Annotated in this window: 17 protein-coding genes and 1 rRNA gene; 4 read left to right on the forward strand and 14 right to left on the reverse strand. The window is 63.4% G+C overall.

Annotated elements, in window-relative coordinates; translation table 11 throughout:
• Window positions 1–2 precede the first annotated feature (2 nt).
• Window positions 3–115: ribosomal RNA gene (gene rrf, locus ACIQ3Q_RS13750) — 5S ribosomal RNA — on the forward strand.
• A gap of 86 nt (window positions 116–201) precedes the next feature.
• On the opposite strand, the gene ACIQ3Q_RS13755 is transcribed toward rrf, so the two are convergent.
• The 7 genes from ACIQ3Q_RS13755 to ACIQ3Q_RS13785 all read right to left on the reverse strand — a co-directional run bounded on the left by ACIQ3Q_RS13755 (window position 202) and on the right by ACIQ3Q_RS13785 (window position 7,879).
• Window positions 202–1,119 (reverse strand): alpha/beta hydrolase, encoded by a 918-nt coding sequence (locus ACIQ3Q_RS13755; protein ID WP_396269680.1) that lies wholly within the window; start codon window positions 1,117–1,119, stop codon window positions 202–204.
• A 332-nt stretch (window positions 1,120–1,451) separates the two neighbouring features.
• A complete protein-coding gene (locus ACIQ3Q_RS13760; RefSeq protein WP_396269681.1) occupies window positions 1,452–1,796 on the reverse strand; it encodes a hypothetical protein in 345 nt (114 codons plus the stop codon).
• The gene (locus ACIQ3Q_RS13765; protein WP_396269682.1) at window positions 1,793–3,145 is read right to left on the reverse strand and encodes a cytochrome P450; all 1,353 of its coding nucleotides are present in this window, start codon (window positions 3,143–3,145) and stop codon (window positions 1,793–1,795) included. Before ACIQ3Q_RS13765 ends, ACIQ3Q_RS13760 begins: the two co-directional genes overlap by 4 nt.
• Window positions 3,146–3,216: 71 nt before the next feature.
• On the reverse strand, window positions 3,217–4,254 hold the full coding sequence (locus ACIQ3Q_RS13770; protein ID WP_396269683.1) for a hypothetical protein: 1,038 nt from the start codon (window positions 4,252–4,254) through the stop codon (window positions 3,217–3,219).
• Window positions 4,255–4,427: 173 nt separating this feature from the next.
• A complete protein-coding gene (locus tag ACIQ3Q_RS13775; protein ID WP_396269684.1) occupies window positions 4,428–5,384 on the reverse strand; it encodes an MBL fold metallo-hydrolase in 957 nt (318 codons plus the stop codon).
• Window positions 5,381–7,090: a long-chain-fatty-acid--CoA ligase gene (locus ACIQ3Q_RS13780; RefSeq protein ID WP_396269685.1), complete on the reverse strand. Its 1,710-nt coding sequence runs from the start codon at window positions 7,088–7,090 to the stop codon at window positions 5,381–5,383. The genes ACIQ3Q_RS13775 and ACIQ3Q_RS13780 overlap by 4 nt, the downstream gene beginning before the upstream one ends.
• A 93-nt stretch (window positions 7,091–7,183) precedes the next feature.
• On the reverse strand, window positions 7,184–7,879 hold the full coding sequence (locus ACIQ3Q_RS13785; protein WP_396269686.1) for an FFLEELY motif protein: 696 nt from the start codon (window positions 7,877–7,879) through the stop codon (window positions 7,184–7,186).
• Between the two features lie 134 nt (window positions 7,880–8,013).
• Here ACIQ3Q_RS13785 and ACIQ3Q_RS13790 point away from each other — a divergent pair, with 134 nt between their 5' ends.
• From ACIQ3Q_RS13790 to ACIQ3Q_RS13800, 3 genes are read left to right on the forward strand one after another with little or no spacing between them, the layout of a single operon-like run.
• Window positions 8,014–8,520 (forward strand): hypothetical protein, encoded by a 507-nt coding sequence (locus tag ACIQ3Q_RS13790; RefSeq protein WP_396269687.1) that lies wholly within the window; start codon window positions 8,014–8,016, stop codon window positions 8,518–8,520.
• A 13-nt stretch (window positions 8,521–8,533) separates the two neighbouring features.
• Entirely contained in the window at window positions 8,534–10,198 is a 1,665-nt protein-coding gene (locus ACIQ3Q_RS13795; protein WP_396269688.1) for a GMC family oxidoreductase N-terminal domain-containing protein, read from the forward strand.
• Window positions 10,198–11,151, forward strand: a complete 954-nt coding sequence (locus ACIQ3Q_RS13800; protein ID WP_396269689.1) for an esterase/lipase family protein — start codon at window positions 10,198–10,200, stop codon at window positions 11,149–11,151. The genes ACIQ3Q_RS13795 and ACIQ3Q_RS13800 overlap by 1 nt, the downstream gene beginning before the upstream one ends.
• A 431-nt stretch (window positions 11,152–11,582) precedes the next feature.
• Here ACIQ3Q_RS13800 and ACIQ3Q_RS13805 read toward each other — a convergent pair whose 3' ends face one another.
• The 7 genes from ACIQ3Q_RS13805 to ACIQ3Q_RS13835 all read right to left on the reverse strand — a co-directional run bounded on the left by ACIQ3Q_RS13805 (window position 11,583) and on the right by ACIQ3Q_RS13835 (window position 17,745).
• Window positions 11,583–12,428, reverse strand: a complete 846-nt coding sequence (locus ACIQ3Q_RS13805; RefSeq protein ID WP_396269690.1) for an HDOD domain-containing protein — start codon at window positions 12,426–12,428, stop codon at window positions 11,583–11,585.
• 74 nt (window positions 12,429–12,502) lie between these two features.
• Window positions 12,503–12,748, reverse strand: coding sequence for a hypothetical protein (locus ACIQ3Q_RS13810; protein WP_396269692.1), 246 nt, complete (start codon window positions 12,746–12,748; stop codon window positions 12,503–12,505).
• A 54-nt stretch (window positions 12,749–12,802) separates the two neighbouring features.
• Window positions 12,803–12,973, reverse strand: a complete 171-nt coding sequence (locus tag ACIQ3Q_RS13815) for a hypothetical protein (RefSeq protein ID WP_396269693.1) — start codon at window positions 12,971–12,973, stop codon at window positions 12,803–12,805.
• Between the two features lie 401 nt (window positions 12,974–13,374).
• Complete coding sequence (locus ACIQ3Q_RS13820; protein ID WP_396269694.1) at window positions 13,375–13,962, reverse strand: hypothetical protein; 588 nt, start codon at window positions 13,960–13,962, stop codon at window positions 13,375–13,377.
• A gap of 243 nt (window positions 13,963–14,205) precedes the next feature.
• Window positions 14,206–15,285 carry a DUF1513 domain-containing protein gene (locus tag ACIQ3Q_RS13825; RefSeq protein WP_396269695.1) on the reverse strand — a complete coding sequence of 360 codons (1,080 nt, stop codon included), beginning with the start codon at window positions 15,283–15,285 and terminating at the stop codon, window positions 14,206–14,208.
• The gene (locus ACIQ3Q_RS13830; protein ID WP_396269696.1) at window positions 15,269–16,327 is read right to left on the reverse strand and encodes an imelysin family protein; all 1,059 of its coding nucleotides are present in this window, start codon (window positions 16,325–16,327) and stop codon (window positions 15,269–15,271) included. Before ACIQ3Q_RS13830 ends, ACIQ3Q_RS13825 begins: the two co-directional genes overlap by 17 nt.
• Window positions 16,324–17,745, reverse strand: a complete 1,422-nt coding sequence (locus ACIQ3Q_RS13835; RefSeq protein ID WP_396269698.1) for a di-heme oxidoredictase family protein — start codon at window positions 17,743–17,745, stop codon at window positions 16,324–16,326. Before ACIQ3Q_RS13835 ends, ACIQ3Q_RS13830 begins: the two co-directional genes overlap by 4 nt.
• Window positions 17,746–17,750 lie beyond the last annotated feature (5 nt).

The raw sequence follows: 17,750 nt of genomic DNA on the forward strand, positions 1-17,750 counted from the left end.
AGCCTGATGACCATAGCGAGTTGGTCCCACTCCTTCCCATCCCGAACAGGACAGTGAAACGACTCAGCGCCGATGATAGTGCGGATTCCCGTGTGAAAGTAGGACATCGTCAGGCTAATAATCGAAGAGGGCACCGTCAATGACGGTGCCCTTTTTCTATTTGCTCGCCATCTTGCCCTTCTTCAACGAGCCTGACTCAGATCACCAACGAAAGCGGCTGAAGTTGGTGACGCTTTGGAATTGTTGAGTGGTTTGCGCCAGCGTCTGAGGCCCACAAACCCAGCTGAAGAAGTCGTAGTACTTGGGCGACTTAAAAGCCATCAGATATTGAAAATGGCAGCGCAGCTTGTTACTTTTGAGTTCACGATAGCTGTTACTGTCCATTTGCTCGGCATAGCGAGGCGATAGTCGCTTCACGGATACTGTGGGTCCACCCACGGCGTGTGGGGTCGCGCAGGGATCGCTTAATGCGAAGCAACATGCATCAGGTGGTGCGCTTAGATCGACCCATGTCAGCGCCTCGGTTCCACCCAAATGGCTGAGCGCCATTCGGAACGCCTTTGCCTCGGGTTGGTGGCTGAGTACTGGGATGCATTGCCCGAGGGTCAAGAGGCTCAGAGGCTTTGTGATCCTCTGTTTTTCCTCAGTGTCCTTGACTGCTTGAGACAAGGCGGCAACAGCCGCGATGCAGCCCGAGCTGTGCGCCACCACGAGCACCTCGTCGTGATCGCCGCTCGTTAAGCTCTGCTTTATCGCTTCTGCCCAGTCTGCGACCCGTGCGTCCACTTCCGGCGCTTGGCCTCGGGCATAGCGTAGCAAGCTGGCTGTGCTTCGCATCAGCCAGTCACCCTGCCCGAAGCGCCACAGTTTGGGCAGCATCAATGCAGAACCCAACGAGGCCAGCACTCCTAGGCTGTAGCCCAGTAGCGCAAGCGTGGGTTGAGTAGCGCTGCCTCCTAGTGCCCAGAGGAAGGCGCATCCCGCCAAAGCAACGCTGAAGCCCATCAAGCCGACGGCAGCCGGCAATGCGAGGGTCAGACCTGCCACCCAACTGAGTCGGCACATACTGAGCCATGAACCGTTGGACACTAATCGTGCTGTCGTGCCCAGTGTGACCATGGCTAAGCGCCAAAGGCCACGTGGCCAATGTTGCCGAACCACATCGTCCCACCGCAAGAACTGATAGTGAGTCTCAACGGTGTGACCGTCAGCGGTTGTGAGGCTTACGTCCCATGCGGAAACATGGGCCCGCGGCGAGGAACGTGGTCCTACCGACAAGTCATAGTCCGTGACCGCGCACTGCGCTGCTGCCTGTTCAGTAAAGAGTCGGTGATAGTGCCCTGGCCCTTGGGGGTCAAAACCTGCGACGTAGAAAACAACGCGCTTTGTTACCGTCGACTGTGGCCGACCGGAATCATCCTGATCATGAGGCGCAGATGCAGGCATCGGGTTCAGAAAATGGTTTGTTTATGCAGACCCTTGGCCAGCATCAAATCCACCAAAGGCTGCTCTCTCTTATTCGCACGCCGACAGTGCCCGCGCTGAAAGACATCCGTCACCCGAATGACGACTTTGGCCCAACGCTTCTCACGTGCGCGCCAGGCGTGTGAAGACACCGACTCCCAAGCATAGCCATTGAAAAGCGTGGCGTTCACGAAGTGATCTAAGGCACGCACACCGGCGCGCCCCCGCGCCGTAGAGCCCGCAATCCCCACGATCACCAGCAAGAGGTAGCCGGCAATGGCCATAGGAACGATGGCGGACATCAGCAAAAAGCCTGCAAACCTTTCCTTCATGGCATCGTTTCCCGCCGACGGAGCCGAAGCCAAATGCCATTGCCGGACCGAATGGTGAGCCGTCCTACGGGCCTGGGAACATGATCCGGGACTGGCGTCAGCACAAAGTGCTGGGCCATGCTGGCCAAGATCAATGCCGCCTCTTGGAGCGCGAACGCTGCGCCAATGCAAACCCGAGGCCCCATTCCAAAGGGCAAATAACCGCTGCGGGTAGATTCTTGAGCGGTGGGGTGATCGTCAGAGCTGTCGGACTCGTAGCGATCCGGATCGAACTCATCGGGGCGAGCCCACAGCTGTCGGTGGCGCTGAATCAACCACGGCGACACCACCACGGTAGCGTCTGCCTTGAGGGTCTTGTCCCGCATGGTGCATGCCCCAGCTGCTTGGCGCGCCAAGAAGCCTACCGGAGGAAAGAGGCGCAGAGTTTCCTTGAATACATTTCGGCAAAGCACCAAAGCGCGCAACTCAGACGGGTCAGACGATGCATCCGCCAAACCGGCCTGTGCTTCGAGATGCATTCGTTCCTGAATATCTGGGATCTGTGCCATTAAGTACAGCGCCCAAGACAAGGCGCTCGCGGAGGTCTCGTGCCCGGCCAAGAAGAGCATCGCCACCTGATCCACCAACTCCTCAAAGCTGAAGCCTTCTCCGGTCTGGGCGTCTCGGGCCGCCAGAAGATAGCTCAGCAGATCCACGGGGCCGCCAGCGCCGTCCCCTGCCCGCGCCGCTTCGTAGCGAGGCCTGATGAGTTTCACCAGCAAGGCCCGAATCTCAACTGCGGCGGCCTCACTCTTCGCCCGGCCCCGCCAAGGGCGCCACCAGCGCAGTCCAAAGAGCGCTGGCAAGACCATCTTGGGCGCCAGCTCTTGGTAGCGCGAGAAGGCCTCGAAGACTTTGGTGGCATCACCCGCTTCGAGCGGCTGGGAGAGGATGGTCCGCAAAATGATGTCGGCGGCAACGTGGGTCATCTCCGCCTCCATGTCGATCGCAACTGAAACTTGCGCACGATCACTGAGCCGCGCCACCATCGCCTGAGCTGCGGCCTGCATATGGCCATAGACGTGGCGAACGCGCGCCGCTTCAAAAGCCGGTTCCATCAGTGCCCGTTGTTGGCGCCATTGCTCTCCATGGGTGGTGAAGATGCTGTCCCCCAACAAGGGGCGAAGCGCCTGCCCGAGCAAGTCGCTTTTCGGAAAAGCATCGGCCTCTGACACCAAGACGCGCTTCACCAAGCTCGGCTCGTTCACCATATAGAGGTCCAGCCCCGGCAGATGGAGCTCGCCCATCTTCATGGCATAGCTGCGCACATACAAGCCGTCCAGCCAGGAGTGCTGCTTGCTGAAAAACATCCGCCACCAAGGCGGGCGTCGCTCAACAGGCGCTGGGTAGTGAGGGCAAAACTTTGGCGCGACCATGGCGGTTAAGAGGAAGTGGCCTCAATGGCGCCTGGCGCATGATGTTGGCGCCAGTGGGCATTGAGTGTCAGTGGCCCCGCGGTCAAGCGCACATAGTCGTAAGCGCCGGGGCGCGTGGACGAGCGCAGATACTGCATATGCATGGATAGACGATTGCGCTTCACTATTTCATAGGCGGCTGAGTCCATGATCGCATGGAAGCGCGGCGAACCTTGCCAGGTCGTTGCAGCGCCAGCGTTCAGCCACGGTCCGACGCGATGAAAGGCCGCCCAGTCACCGGGTGCCGAATAATCCAGCCACGTCAGCGGTGCGTGTGCCACCACTTGCGCCAGGTCTTGACGAAACGCAGTGGCCGACGAGAAGAACGCAACCGCCGGTGTGCAATGCCCCAGGGTCAAGCAACTCAAGCGCGGACCGTCTTGCCCCAACCAGGGCGCACGCTCAAGTGCACGTGCCAACACGCTAGCGGCCACGATGGAGCCGGTGCTGTGGCCGACAATCAAAACCTCTTGGCAGCGGCGCTCTGGGTCACTTCTAGCCGCGTCTGCCGCAGCCACCACGGCGTCTGCCATGTCGGAGACCCTGGCGTCCAAGTCCGGCACGCGTCCGGCTGCTTGGAGATGGCTGAAGCCATAAAGCCGCACCAGCCACTCTGAATCAAGCCGCGTCTCCACCTGACGCCACCCGGCCAGCCAAAGGCAGGGAGCCAGCAGCCAAATCCAGGTCGACCAAGCAGGCAATAACCTGGCCGCGATAAAAGCCCCCACAGCGCACATCAGCGCCACGCCCAAGGCGATCAACAAGGGGAACATGCCCAACAGCCAAGTGTCTTTGGCCACCGGCCAGACTCGACCAAACAGGCCTTGCCGTGTGCCACCCACGTAGTAGCGCCAATACGCACCCAGGGCATGCCAGAGGTCTCGGTGCCAATGCTGGCGCACGATATCGTCCCAGGCCAGTACGGTGAATCGGCTGTCATGGCTGCCCGAAGGGCCGCTCCAGCGCACGTCCCAAAACTGCTGCCAGGGGCTGACTTGGCGCAAGGGCCCAACGGCCACCGTCTCCTGATCTGCGCTCAGGCAGCGATGCTTGGCAGCACCCCGATACAGGCGGTGATAGTGACGAGGACTCTTGGGATCAAATCCCCCCACAAAGAAAACGAGCCGATGCCACTGCATACCTGCATTGTGGCCGAGCCCTGCTCCCAAATTTCCCCCTAATTGCGCTGGACCGACAACATCGACTCTGTGCGCTGCACATGGCCGCCATCCACCAGGCCACTCACGAGATCGGCACTCCAACGCGCGAGCGAGACCGGAGCGTCGTGGCCCAAATGCTGCGCCATGGTGCGATAGAGCGGCGTGTCCACCAGCCATTGCAGCAGTGCGGCCTCTCCAATCTGCTCCACCTCCATCAGATGAAACATCAGCAAGGCTCGCGCCGCATGCAACACATGGCGCTCAGGCTTGCGCTCAAACACGTCCAGGCGCTCACGGCTGGCCGCCAGGGCCGCGGCCACGTCTTCAAACACCGCGCCGTGGCCAGGCACCACCAGCCTGGGTGCCAAGCGCTCAATGAGGGCCAGTGTGGCGCGAGTGGCGCTGAAGCCGGGGCCTCCTTCCAACTCGGGGAAGATGATGGCCAAACGCTGCTCCCAGAGTGCATCGCCCGCAATCAAGGTGCGGCTCTGCGGCTCGAACAGCATCACCGCGTCCATATCGTGCCCAGGGGCCGCGTGGACCTGCCAGCGGCCCGCGCCCAACTCAATCTCATCTCCTGCAGCCAACACGCCGTGCACCGCAAAGCGCTCGCAAAACTGACCGACCGCGTCGTAGCTCAAACGCGACCGATCCCATTCAGAAGCTGCTTCCCAATGGCCGGTTGGCACCAGTGTGGCCAACCCGGCATACCGGGCTTGCAGCAGATGGTTGCCCCCGCAGTGGTCCGAGTGCAGGTGGGTATTGAGCAAACGCGCCAGAGCCTGCCCCTCCAGCACATGCTCAAGCAAGGCCAAAGTCATGGGCGCGTGCCGGGCATAGCCGCTGTCCACCAGACTGGCTGGCACTGAGCCCACCGCGCGAAACACTGCCTGGTTAGACGACAACCAATCCCGCTGCAGGACCGTCAAACCCAATGAGGCCAAGACCCCGGCCGCGCCAGGAATGGGCGTCACGCCGCCACGGTGCTGCGCAACTCGCGACGCAGCACCTTGCCGACATTGGACTTCGGCAACTCATCGCGGAACTCCACATACTTGGGTCGCTTGTAGGCGGTGAAGTTGTCGCGGCAATAGGCCACGATGTCCTCTTCGTCCAAGCCCATGTCCTTGCGCACCACGTAGAGCTTCACGGCTTCCCCCGAGCGCGCGTCGGGCACGCCCACCGCCGCGCACTCCAGCACGCCCGGATGGAGGTTGACGACTTGTTCGATCTCGGTCGGGTAGACGTTGAAGCCCGACACCAGAATCATGTCCTTCTTGCGGTCGACAATGCGGACATAGCCGCGCTCATCCATGATGCCGATGTCACCACTCTTGAAGTAGCCATCAGGCGTCATCACCAAAGCCGTCTCGTCCGGCCGCTGCCAATAGCCCGCCATCACCTGCGGGCCTCGGATGCAAATCTCACCCGTCTGGCCCAAGGGCACATCGCGTCCGACATCGTCACGAATGGCGATGTCGGTGGAGGGAATGGGCAGGCCGATGGTGCCGCTGAAGTCAGTCACGTCCAGGCGGTTGCTGGTGGCCACCGGCGAGGTCTCCGACAAGCCATAACCTTCGACCACCGGGCAGCCGGTGATCTTCAACCAGCGCTCTGCCGTCGCCTGCTGCACCGCCATACCGCCGCCGTTGGAGACGACCAACTCCGAGAAATCCAGGCGCGCAAACTCCGGCTCATTGGCCAAGGCATTGAACAGCGTATTGACCGCCGGGAACATATTGATGCGGTACTGCGCCAAGGTGCGGATCAGGCCGGTGATGTCACGCGGGTTCGGGATCAGCAGATTCGTCATGCCCAATCGGCCGCCCATCATGTAGCAGATGGTTAACGCAAAGATATGGTAGAGCGGAAGCGCGCAGACGACTGTCATTGGCTTGTCACCCAGCTTGTCCAACATGGGCTTGAACCAGGCTTCTGTTTGCAGGATATTGGCCACCACATTGCGATGCAGCAGGGTTGCGCCCTTGCTCACACCCGTGGTGCCCCCGGTGTACTGCAAGAAGGCCACATCCTCAGGCCCCAGCGGCACCGGCCGCAAGCTCATGCCCCGGCCGGCCTCTAAAGCGGCATTGAAGCGCGTCACGCTGCGGCTTCCGTCCAGCGGCAGCCGAAACTCCGGCACCATCTTGGCCAGATGGCGCACGGCAAAGTTCATCCATTGCCCCCACCAGAAGTTCAGCTGATCGCCCATGGCCGCCAGCACCACATGCTCAATGGCGGTGGCGTCAATGACCTCTTCCAGGGTGTGGGCAAAGTTCTCCAGCACCACGATGGCGCGCGCGCCGGAATCCTTGAGTTGGTGTTCCAACTCCCGCGCGGTGTACAGCGGGTTGACATTGACCACCACACAGCCGGCACGCAAGATCGCGCCGATGGCGATCATGTACTGCGGCAAGTTGGGCATCATCACCGCCACCCGGTCGCCGCGCTGCAGGCCTTTGGACTGCAGCCACGCCGCTAAGGCGGCAGAACGCTCGTCCAGCTGCGCAAAGCTCATGCGCGCCTCCATGCAGATGGAGGCCGTGCGCTGTGGGTGGCGCCGCCACGCAGCCTCCAAGAGGCTCACCAAGGAGCCGTGCTCAGAGACATCGACAGTGGCGGGGACAGAGGGCGGATAGTGGGCCAGCCAAGGCTTGGCGTCAGTGGGCGAAGTAGACACGTGCAAAGATCCAACCGCGTTGATGACCAAACCCCATCGTCGGTGCGCAGAGGGGCGAGCGCAACAGGGCTTGTCCCAACTCTGTGGCAGAAATCAGGGCACAGTTGTCGCGCTGGAGACACCGCTAAACAGCTGCGTCATCAATTGCCGCTCGCGGGCCTCAATTTGTGCCAAGAAATGGTCTGCCCGACCCATGGTGGCAAAGGCGTCAAAGCCCCGCTCCAGAAAGTTCTGCAAGGCTTCCAGGCCTGCGGCGCGGGCGGGGCCGCGCATCAAGCGCAGGCTGTGGCGCAGCAGTGGCTTTCGGGTCAATTTCTCTAAGCGACGGCCTAAACCCAGGGCCATCTCCAACTGCGCAAAGCGCTGCTCACGGCGCCCCGTGTTGCGCCAGCACACGCCATAGCCCCCAGCGTCGATGGGGCCATCGGCGAGGTGGGTCGCCATCTGAGAGTCCAGCGACTCAGACAGAGCATGCAAGGCGGCCAAGGCCTCCACCGTCTCCACCACCTCCGCCGGAAACAGTCGCACCAAGGCCGGCACGATGCGCGCGAACTGAGCATCGCGTTGCGCAAAGTCCTGCGGCCCGTACAGGTCATCCAAGAAGAACCGCGCGGCCGGGCCATAGCGCGCATCACGCAGCAGGTCCTCATGGGTGGCTGCGAAGCGAGCTTGCTGCCAGGCCTTCAGGGCATTGACTTTGTGCGCCAAGCCCGCGTCTTGGCAGCGCCGCTGGCGTTCAGCGTCGACCGCCATCAAATGGGCCAAGATGGATGCAGCGACTTGCGACATGTGCACATCCTAGCGTGCCTTAAGGCCACATTGAACCAGTGCCTGACCTGGCGCGCCTCTGCAGGGATTGACCTGATTCGCCTTAGTGCAACGGCTCTAGGCCCCAAGACTGCTTTGATGCAACACTGCCCGCCATGCAAAGACGCACTCTACTCAAGCTTGGCGTAGGCGCCGGCGTGGCCGTGGCGCTGGCGGGCTGGGGGGCGGCTGTGTGGCGGCCGGGTTGGGTCGACGGGCGCCTGTCCGCCGACGCTAAGCCGATGTGGGCTGCTTTGGCGCGGGCGGTGCTGGAGGGCGTTTTGCCGTCAGACCCCGGTGTGCAAAAGCTCGCCTTGGAGCACCACTTGGCCCGCCTTGAAACGGCCATCGCCGGCCTAGCGCCCGCCACTCGGGGGGAGTTGTCTGAGCTGATGGCCCTGCTGGGCACGGCACCGGGGCGCTTGGCCTTGACGGGCTTGTCGGTGCCGTGGGCACAAGCCACGGTGCCAGAGATTCAAGCGGCCTTACAAGCCATGCGCGTGTCCGACAGTGACACTCGTCAACAGGTCTATCACGCCCTGAGAGACCTCACCAACGCGGCATGGTTTGCCGACGCAGGGACATGGGTGGCCTTGGGCTATCCCGGCCCCGTGGCGATCTGAAAGGCAGTACCCCATGGCAGAAGGACTCCCGCTGACTCACCAAGCATTGCCTGCGGCGCAGAGCGGCGGCGTGCCCGACCCCATCTTGGCCGGTCTGGCCCGGGGCTGGAAGGTTAAAGGAGGGCCGCATGGCGCCTTGCCGGCACAGCTGCATTGCGACGTGGTCATCATCGGCACGGGGGCCGGCGGTGGCATCACGGCCGAACTGTTAACCAAGGCGGGCCTGTCAGTGGTGATGGTCGAAGAAGGCCCCTTGAAGTCGAGCAGCGACTTCAAGCAACTGGAGTCCGAGGCCTATCCGGCCCTGTACCAAGAGAGCGCTGGGCGTAAGACGGCGGACAAGGCCATCACGATTTTGCAAGGGCGCTGCGTCGGGGGTTCGACCACGGTCAACTGGACCAGCTCCTTCAGGACACCGACCGACACGCTTCAACATTGGGGCCAGCACTTCGGCTTGTCAGACTTCTCCCCCGAGGCCATGGCCCCGTGGTTTGAGCAGGCCGAGCAGCGCTTGAACATCGGCGACTGGTTGACCCCGCCCAACGAGAACAACGAGCTGCTGCGACGGGGGGCGCAAAAGCTGGGCATCGAAGCCTCGGCCATCCGGCGCAACGTTAAAGGGTGTTGGAACCTGGGCTCCTGCGGCATGGGCTGCCCGACCAATGCCAAGCAGTCCATGCTGGTCACCACCGTGCCTGCAGCTCTGGATGCCGGTGCCACCTTGCTGGTCCAAACGCGGGCTGAGCGGCTGCAGGTGATGGGCCAAAAGGTGGAGTCGGTGCTGTGCCATCCGATCAAGCCGGACGGAACGCCGGACGCCAACTCGCCATGCCGCATCGTCGCCAAGCATGTGGTGGTGGCGGCAGGGGCCATCAATTCACCCGCGCTGCTGATGCGCTCAGCATTGCCCGACCCGCACCAGCGCCTGGGGAAGCGCACCTTTTTGCACCCCGTGGTGATGTCGGCGGGCGTGTTCAGCCAAAAGGTAGAGGGTTGGCAAGGCGCACCGCAGACCATTTACAGCGACCATTTCTTGCACACCCAGGCCATTGATGGACCGATGGGCTACAAGCTGGAAGCGCCACCCATACACCCGCTCATTTTTACGTCAACCTTGGCGGGGTTCGGCTTGGCGCAGGCGGAGACCTTGCGCCGCTTTCCCAACATCCACACCTTGTTGGCCTTGCTGCGGGATGGTTTCCACGAGCAATCGCCGGGCGGGCAGGTCCGCCTGCGCAGTGATGGCTCGCCCGAGCTGCATTACCCCCTCAATGACTTTGTGATGGACGGTGCGCGCCGTGCGTTGTTGAGCATGGCCGAGATTCAGTTTGCGGCGGGGGCTCAAGAGATTCAGGTGATTCACGAGCAGGCGCCCGTGATGCGGTCTTGGGCCGAAGCGCAGACGGTGATCAAGGCGCTGCCCATGGTGCCCCTGAAGACACGGGTGGTCAGTGCCCATGTGATGGGCGGTTGCGGACTCTCTGGCACCGAAGCGGGTGGAGTGACGCGTCCTGACGGCGTCCACTGGCAGGTCGAGAATCTCTCTATCCACGATGGCTCGCTGTTCCCGACCAGCGTGGGCGCCAACCCGCAACTCAGTATCTATGGCCTGACGACCCGCTTAGCCACCGCGCTGGCCCAGCGCTTAGGGGGGCGCCCTGTGCGCCTTGCCGCCTGATGCTGGCGCGTCTGCAAGCCGCACTGGTGTTCGCTTGGCTGCTGACGCTAGGCTGGGGCTTGCACTGGGCCTTGGTGCAACACGCCAGTCTGCTGCTCGGGCTCGCCGTCGTGATCTTGGCCGTGACTTGGCATGCCCTGTGGTTGACGCTGACCTTTGCGATCATGACTTGGCGCAACCGACCAGATGCAGCTCCCAAGCCCAGTGGGGCGGAATGGCTGCGTGCTTGGTGGGGCGAAGTGCTCGCTGCCCCCAAGGTCTTTGGCTGGCTACAGCCGTTCCGCTCACGGCATGTGCCGGACTACCTGCCCACTGATACGTCCTCACATCACGAGCTGCCGACCGTGGGCGTGGTGCTGGTGCATGGCTTTGTGTGCAACCGGGGCTTGTGGAACCCCTGGATGAAGCGCTTGCGCGCGCAAGCTGTGCCTTACCTTGCGGTTAACTTGGAACCGGTGTTTGGCGTGATTGACGACTATCCCGCCATCATCGAGCAGGCGGTGCAGCGCGTGACGCAGGCCACAGGGCGGCCACCTGTGCTTGTCGCCCACAGCATGGGCGGCTTGGCGGTTCGGGCTTGGTTACAGCGCTATCGGGCGGATGACCGGGTTGCCAGTGTTGTCACCATCGGCACGCCACATCAAGGCACTTGGTTGGCGCATGGGGGTTCGACCCCAAATGCGCGACAGATGATTCCCGGTGGCGCTTGGTTAACGCAACTCGCGGCCAGCGAGCCGGCATCAAGAGCGGGTCGCTTTGTATGCTGCTTCGGCCACTGTGACAACATCGTCTTCCCCGCGATGACTGCTGTATTGCCAGGTGCGCGGGCGGTACTGATCCGAGCTGCGGCGCATGTGGACATGGTAGGCCGCGCCGAGGTGTTCAACGAAGTCCTCGTCGCCATCCATGCGGCGCAAGCTGTGGCACAAAGCGCCGGAGCGCGTCAGGCCTGAGAGGCAGCTCCAGAGGGGCAGCGTGATGAGCCAGCACAGCAGGCGGGCGTCTCCCGTCTCGCCCTTGAGCACAGCCACGGCCCACACGGACAAGGCTGCAGTGACCAACACCACGCTCAGCCACAAAGCCAGCGAGGCATGGCGCCCCCGCCAGACTTGCTGCAAAGCGCGTGAAGCGAAGAACCAGGAAAGGCCTGCATACAGCAGAGCAGCGCACACCGCGCCGCCCCATGAGCTTTCGGTCAGCGAAGAGAGCGGGTCTACAGAGGGGAGATGTGGCAGGCCACAGGCCGTGGCCAAGGCCATGGCGACAAACAGGGCCAAAGCACTGCGACGACGCAGTTCTGGAGTCATCGAGGGTACTGCGCAAGTTGATCCAGCCAGTAGTTTCCAGCAAGCCGATGCTTCTTGGCTATCACCCTGATGGGGGATCAGCGCTCGATGTCGTGCAGCAGTGTCAGTGTGGGCTCTGGGCTCATGTTCAGCAGGCGACTGATGTCGGTCACATCGTCTGGGATGGCTGGGTTGTCCCAACCCTGGGCGGTATGCCGTGCGATGCGTATCGCCAGCAAGACATTGCGGACTTGGCTGGCTTCAGCGTGGCTGTCGTCAGTGATGCGGATCAGCAATTCAGGAAGGCGCCACTCGACCATTAAGGCGTGCTGTATCTCGGGCAAGGTTACGCCCAGTAACTCGCGTTGCACCGTATTGCTGCGCAAGGTGGGGTCCAGGCGCTGCCGTTGCTGGATCTGCAAGGCCAAATCGGGTGCATGCAACCACAGCAGCATCTCTGCAAAGTCATGCAGCAACGCGGCCTCGTGGATGACCGGGGCGTCATGGTCACCGCGATGCGCAGCAAAGGCCATCGCAAAACGGGCGGCCCGCCGTGCACGGCGCAGCACGGCGATCAAGCCCGCCCGTGCCTCAGCTTGGCCGTGCAGGTGGTCCTCAATCGTGGGCTGTGGACCGAAGGTTCTGAAAAACGGGGTGATGCCAATCAAGACAACGGCTTCCCGGGCGGTCTCTACGTCGGTGGTTCTGCGCTCGCGGTGCAATGTGGCGGTGTAGGCCAGTAGCTTGAGCGTCATCAAGGGGTCGGCCGAGACTACGTCGGCAATCATGCGTGCGTCCACCGCATCTTCGATGTCGCGCAAGTCTTCCAGATGCGCCGAGGTGCGGCGCAGCACCGGCAGTTCAACCAGGCGGAAGTAACGCACCCACCCCGCCAGGTCATGCGGGAAGCGAGGGGGGGCTGGAGAGGCGGGCGCGATGTTCATGGCAGAGAGATGGCGAGGACAACCCTCGCCATCCCTCTATCGGCGCACAAGCGCTGGAACTTGAGCGGGGTGCATCACAGGCGCTTGACACCCACATGGCCGACCAACTCGCCGTTCACATACAAGGCCCCTTCTGGGGCGCCCGCTTCGGCGTGGAACTCCCAAATGGGGTCCGCTTGGGGCGCAGGGCGGCGGGCGGTGGCTGTCCATTGCCTGGCCTTGCGCCAAGCCCAAGCGCTGGCCCGAGCCAAGGCCTTGGCCAAGGTGTGGCGCGCACCGTGCGGCCACGTGGCATGGGGGCTGATCAAAGTTCTGGTCATGTTCTCTTCTCCCAGGGCGGCGTCGCGGGATTCAGGCCCGTACGCTGGGTGGATTCAGAGGCTGCGGTGTTGTCGCAAATCGAGTTGGCGCAATTCGCTGTTGAGTGCGCGCTTTGCGCTTTGGCGGCCTGCGGCGGTGCTGCTGCGGTGTGCGCCAGCGCGGCGCTTAAGGCTGGCGGGCACCAAGGGGTTGCGCGGCTTGAAAGTGGGCAGACGGAAGGTCATGAAAGGCTCCTTGAAGGAAAGTGCCGATGGTTTGGCCATGCGGCGGCCAAGCCTGGTGCGGCTGACAAAGCAAGTGATGTAGATGCACTGAGCTTGCCGATAGCTTGCCCGGCGGGGCAGAGTCGGCAGTTCAGCGCTGGTCAGGCCGTCAAAGTGGGCAAGGGCTGCATCTCCACCACGGCCGGGGTGTCAACACAGCAAGGTGACAACAGGGACATCAGCTGGCGCTGGTGAGGTGGAGGGCCAGGGGGGCTAGAAGCGGCCCTGGAGCGAAGAGTCGCTATGATAAACAAAAGATTATCTTGCGCAAGTGAAATTTATCATTTGAGCAACATCATGGGCGCGCAGGAAGCCGCTTTCAAAGTGTGAACACGTGCCCGGGGCTTGGGGGCCGGGCGACTTCAGCGTTTGGACTTCAAGGGCGCGATGCCCCGCTGCATTTGTTGCCACAGCGCTTGGTCTACATCGGGCGCAGGGGCAGCCGCTGGGCCAACGGCTGTGCCTGTGGCTGCGGAGCGCGCTGTGCCTGCGCGAGTCGTGGAGGCCAGCGGCACCTCTTTGCCTGGCGCTTCCAGCACGTCGCCCAGCAAGTTCAGCAAGGCCTTCTTGGCGCGGGCTGGGTGGCGTCTGTAGTAAGTGAGCACCAACCCCACGATGAATCGCTCGTCGTCATCCTGGGGCAGCGGCGGGGCTTCCTGAGCTTCGGCGGTGGCTGTGTTGGGCGGTGTGCTGTGAACCTGATCCATCCAGCCGGCGGGCTTGTGGCAACACTGCTCAAACTGCCGCGCCAGACGCTCGCCAATCTGTCGTGAGCGCCCTTTGATCTGGCTCCAGTAGCTGGGCTGGATCTGCAAGCGCTCGGCAAAGCGGCCTTCCAAGCCCCGCAGTGTGGCGGCATCGGCATGTTTGGCGGTCAAACGGACGAACTCATCGAACAAAGAGAGCGCGTTTTCGAGGCGAATAGCGGCCACGTCGCGGGGTGCTTGCATGGGCGAGATGATAAAGCCGCCCGACGCTTGGCTCGGCTCTTATGGTGGTTCCCCTCTACCGCCCCGCAAAGTGCGTGGCAGTATCTGCATCCGAGCCGTCCTGTTTCAGGGGGCCAAGACAGAGGCACCCATGCTTTCGCCCCCGCGATTCACTCGTCATTGCCAAGGTTTGCGCCGTGCATTACGCCATGCGCGCGCGGTGGTGCTGGCTTTTGCCGTGACGGCTTCCGTGCCACTGGTTTTCTAGGGCAGCCCAAGGCCAGACCCCAAGTGGTTGTCCCAGGCCTTGGCGGTGCGAGGGGGCTGCACGGCGGCATTCAACGGTGTTTGCCACGCGCGGCCAGCGGCCCAGCCAGCGGCCAAGGCGCCGGCCTGCGGCCAGGCACGCACCTGCAGGTTTCGCCCTCTCACATCCCAGCGCGCCAAGGCGCCCAACAGCCCTGCTTGCAGCGCCGCGCGGTTTGCACTGACCACAAAACCCTCGGCGTCAGCCGAGATGTCGCCACCGTAACCGCCCAAGCTTGGGAGAGCTTCTGCGGTGGTCAGTCTATGGCCATCAAAAAGTGCAAGCAGGGGGGCGTCTAGGCGCGCCGCAGCCTCAGGATGTTCGGCCTGCAAAGCTATCCCCACGCACCCGCTTGCGTGGCGGGCCAGGTGTCGAAGCGACAGGTGCGGGTCGGCCAAGGTCCATGCGGCTTGCGTTGATCCGTCCCGCAGAGACAGGCGCACCAGAGAGGAGTGCAGAGGTTTACGGGGCTGCGCCCGAGTGGGCAGCAGCGCACCGCCATTGGCCACCAAGACATGCTGCGGGCCGTCAGCCAGCGCCATATGTGGGTCCGGCCCGCCCGTGGGCCAGGCCGCTTGCTCGGCCAAACTCTGGCGGTCTCTGGCCACCAGCCAGCCTTGCGCGGTGTTGGCATCTTGCTCGATGGTGTAGATCACCTCAGACCCGGCGGCCACCAGCGCGTGCCCACCCAGCACACGTGGGCCGCTGAGCCAATGCCATTGGGGTGGGCGGGCCTGCTGTGGATGCCAGCGCAACAGCCATTCACCGGGCCGTCGTGCCACCACCAACACGCTGCCATCGGCCTCCAGCGTCAGGCCGTGGGCCCGGGTGGGCAGGGCCTGTTCGGCAAGCACCTCCAGGGTGGGGCCGCTGCCTGCCTGGAGCACGCCCACCCAATGCCGACCATCATGGCCATCCCACGCGGCGACACAACGGGCATGGGCTTCGGCGCCTGTGCCAGTCCAGGCGCTGCCGGGCCAAAGACCAACCCCCAGCAGCGCAGTCAGGACACTGCGCCGCTCAAGAGCCATCGCCATCGGAAAAGCCCATGGTGACTTTGAGGGCCGGTGCGACCTGGGTGTTGAGAAGTTGCCCCAACTGATTCAGGCAAGCCGCCGCAGCGGTCAGTGCCTTGGGGTCCACTCCACGCTTCAGGGCCAGGTCGCACTGCAGCACTTGGGAGCGCCATGCTGTGGCGACGGTCTCGCTCGCCTGCTGACGCAATTGCCGCTCTATGGAGAGCGTGTTGGGCAGCACCGCTATCTCGCGCAAGGCTTGCCAGCGTAGCGCGCGTTCTGCGGCAGTACTGTCGCTGTAAGGCCGAGGCCAGGGCGAAAAAGGCGGTTTGGACTCCATCACCTTCAGGGGGCGCTCAATGCCGCCGACCCACAGCTTGTTCAAGCCCGACTGCCACTGGTTGATGAACTCTTCATATTCCAGCACCACCGCTTCGGCAGAGCGGCGTTTGCGTGCTTGGGCCTTGATCAGCGGGTGCAGCTCGGTGATCTCGCGCAGCCACTCGCCAGTGGCTGATTGCAGATAAGGGCACAGCGGCACGCCTTCCATGGCCGACTCTGGTGCAAAGAGCATCCATTCCAAGGCGCCCAAGCCCTTGGAGGCCGGCCCCACTTTATCGACCACCTTGGCGCCATCGCGCTCTTGCTGCATGGCTCTGCGGATCAACTCCGGCACCGGATGCCGGCTGTCCAGCAGGCGCAGGGCATAGCGCTCACGCATGGGCCCGCCGTCCACCGTCATCAGCCGCGTCCATGGTGCCAAGACCTTGCGCCAAGCCTCTTGGGCCGCGCCTCGGCTGCCGGGCTTGCGGCAATAGGCCGTGGCGGCGGCATGCAAGGCCTTCGAGGATGCGAGCACCTGGTCTGCTTGCGGCCCATAGTGCTGGGTCCACAGTTGCTGGAGGTACTCCCGGCGGCTGGCCACGGTCTTGGCATCCCAAGCCGGCGTCACCGCAGCCGGGCCAGGCCCGGGCATGGGTCGAAAGCTGGGCTGTGCCAGGCTCGCAACGCTCGCACACAAGCCCAGCATTCCTGCCGCACACCAGTGCCACAGCTTGTTCATAGCGACTCCACAAAACGAACCAAGGCGTCGCGCTCGCTGCGGCTCATGCCTAGCACCAAACGTTTCGCTTCTTCAGCCTCTCCGCCATGCCACAGCACGGCTTCCAACACGCCCCGGGCGCGCCCATCATGCAGCAAGCGTTGATGGCCGTTCACTTCCTTGATCAAGCCAATGCCCCACAGTGGCGGCGTGCGCCACTGTCGTCCATTGGCCAAGTGGTCCGGGCGGCCGTCGGCCAGACCCTCGCCCATGTCATGCAGCAACAAGTCGGTGTAAGGCCAAATACGCTGCCCCGCCACACTGCGCGGCGATAAGCGTGGAAACGGGGGCTGGCCGGTGACATAGCTCGGCCGGTGGCACTGAGCGCATTGCGCTTGCTCAAACAGACGCTGCCCTAAGCGCACGGTCTCGTTATTCGGCTCGCGCCAAGCCGCCGGGGCGAGCGCCGCTTGGTAGAGCACCACGTCGCCCAAGGTGTGGTCATCAATCTCGTGGGCTGAACCCTTGGCGCCTTTGGGCGCGGCCAAGCAATCGGCTTGCTTCGGCATGCAGGCCTCGCGGGCAAAGTGGCGCGAGGTGATGCCCAAGTCCCCTTGAAAAGCCGCTGCCGTTTGGTGGGCCAGCGAGGCGGAATTGGCCTTCCAGCCAAAGCGGCCGATCTTCATGGCGCCAGCGAAGGGGTCCCACACGCGATTGAGCTGGCCTTTGATCGGCCCGGGCTGCGCCGCTTGGCGGGCGACGTTCCGGTGCAATTCGGCTTCTGGAATGGCCTCCAGCAGCCCCACCCCGGCCAGGTGCGGCGCGATGCGCGGGCCGATCATCGTGCCCTCCGCCAACGGGCCATAGGCGAGGTCGGCGATGCTGTAGTGCGGTTGGAGCAAGGTGTAGGGCGTGCCGTCGGCAAAGCTGCCCTTGACCTCGCTGTAGCTCAGCACCACCCGCCCTTCCGGCTGCACCCCTTGCACCGCAGCCGTGTTGAGTTGCTCGCCATAGTGGGGTTCAAGCACGGGGGCACCGTGCAGCCCGATACCGGGTACCGACAAGCGCAAGAGCAGGGCGGCGCTGGGTGTCTGGGCCTCCGGCGTGAGGCCTTTGTCGAAGTCGTGCGGTGCGCCGCGGCCATCCTGCACATGGCAGCCCCCGCAGGAGCGGGCTAAGAAGTGCGGGCCCAGGCCGTCGCGGCCGGTGGTGGAGGCCGGGGCTTCTACCCAGTTGCGCCTAAAAAATGAATTGCCCACCGCAAACCGGGTGCGCTCGGCCTCAGACAGCGTGGCCAAGGGCATGGAAAACGCATTCCGGCCGCGGACTTCGACGGTGGTCGCGCCGCCGCTGTTGAGCGCGGGTGCCTTGGCCGAGAGCGGCAGCCCCAGCCCCATCAACGCCGCCACCGCCACCGCCCCTAACACCCACGCGCGCATCGGGC

Origin of the sequence: Ideonella sp. (genome assembly GCF_044358605.1) — a bacterium.
In the GTDB taxonomy this organism is placed as follows: Bacteria; Pseudomonadota; Gammaproteobacteria; order Burkholderiales; family Burkholderiaceae_C; genus Ideonella.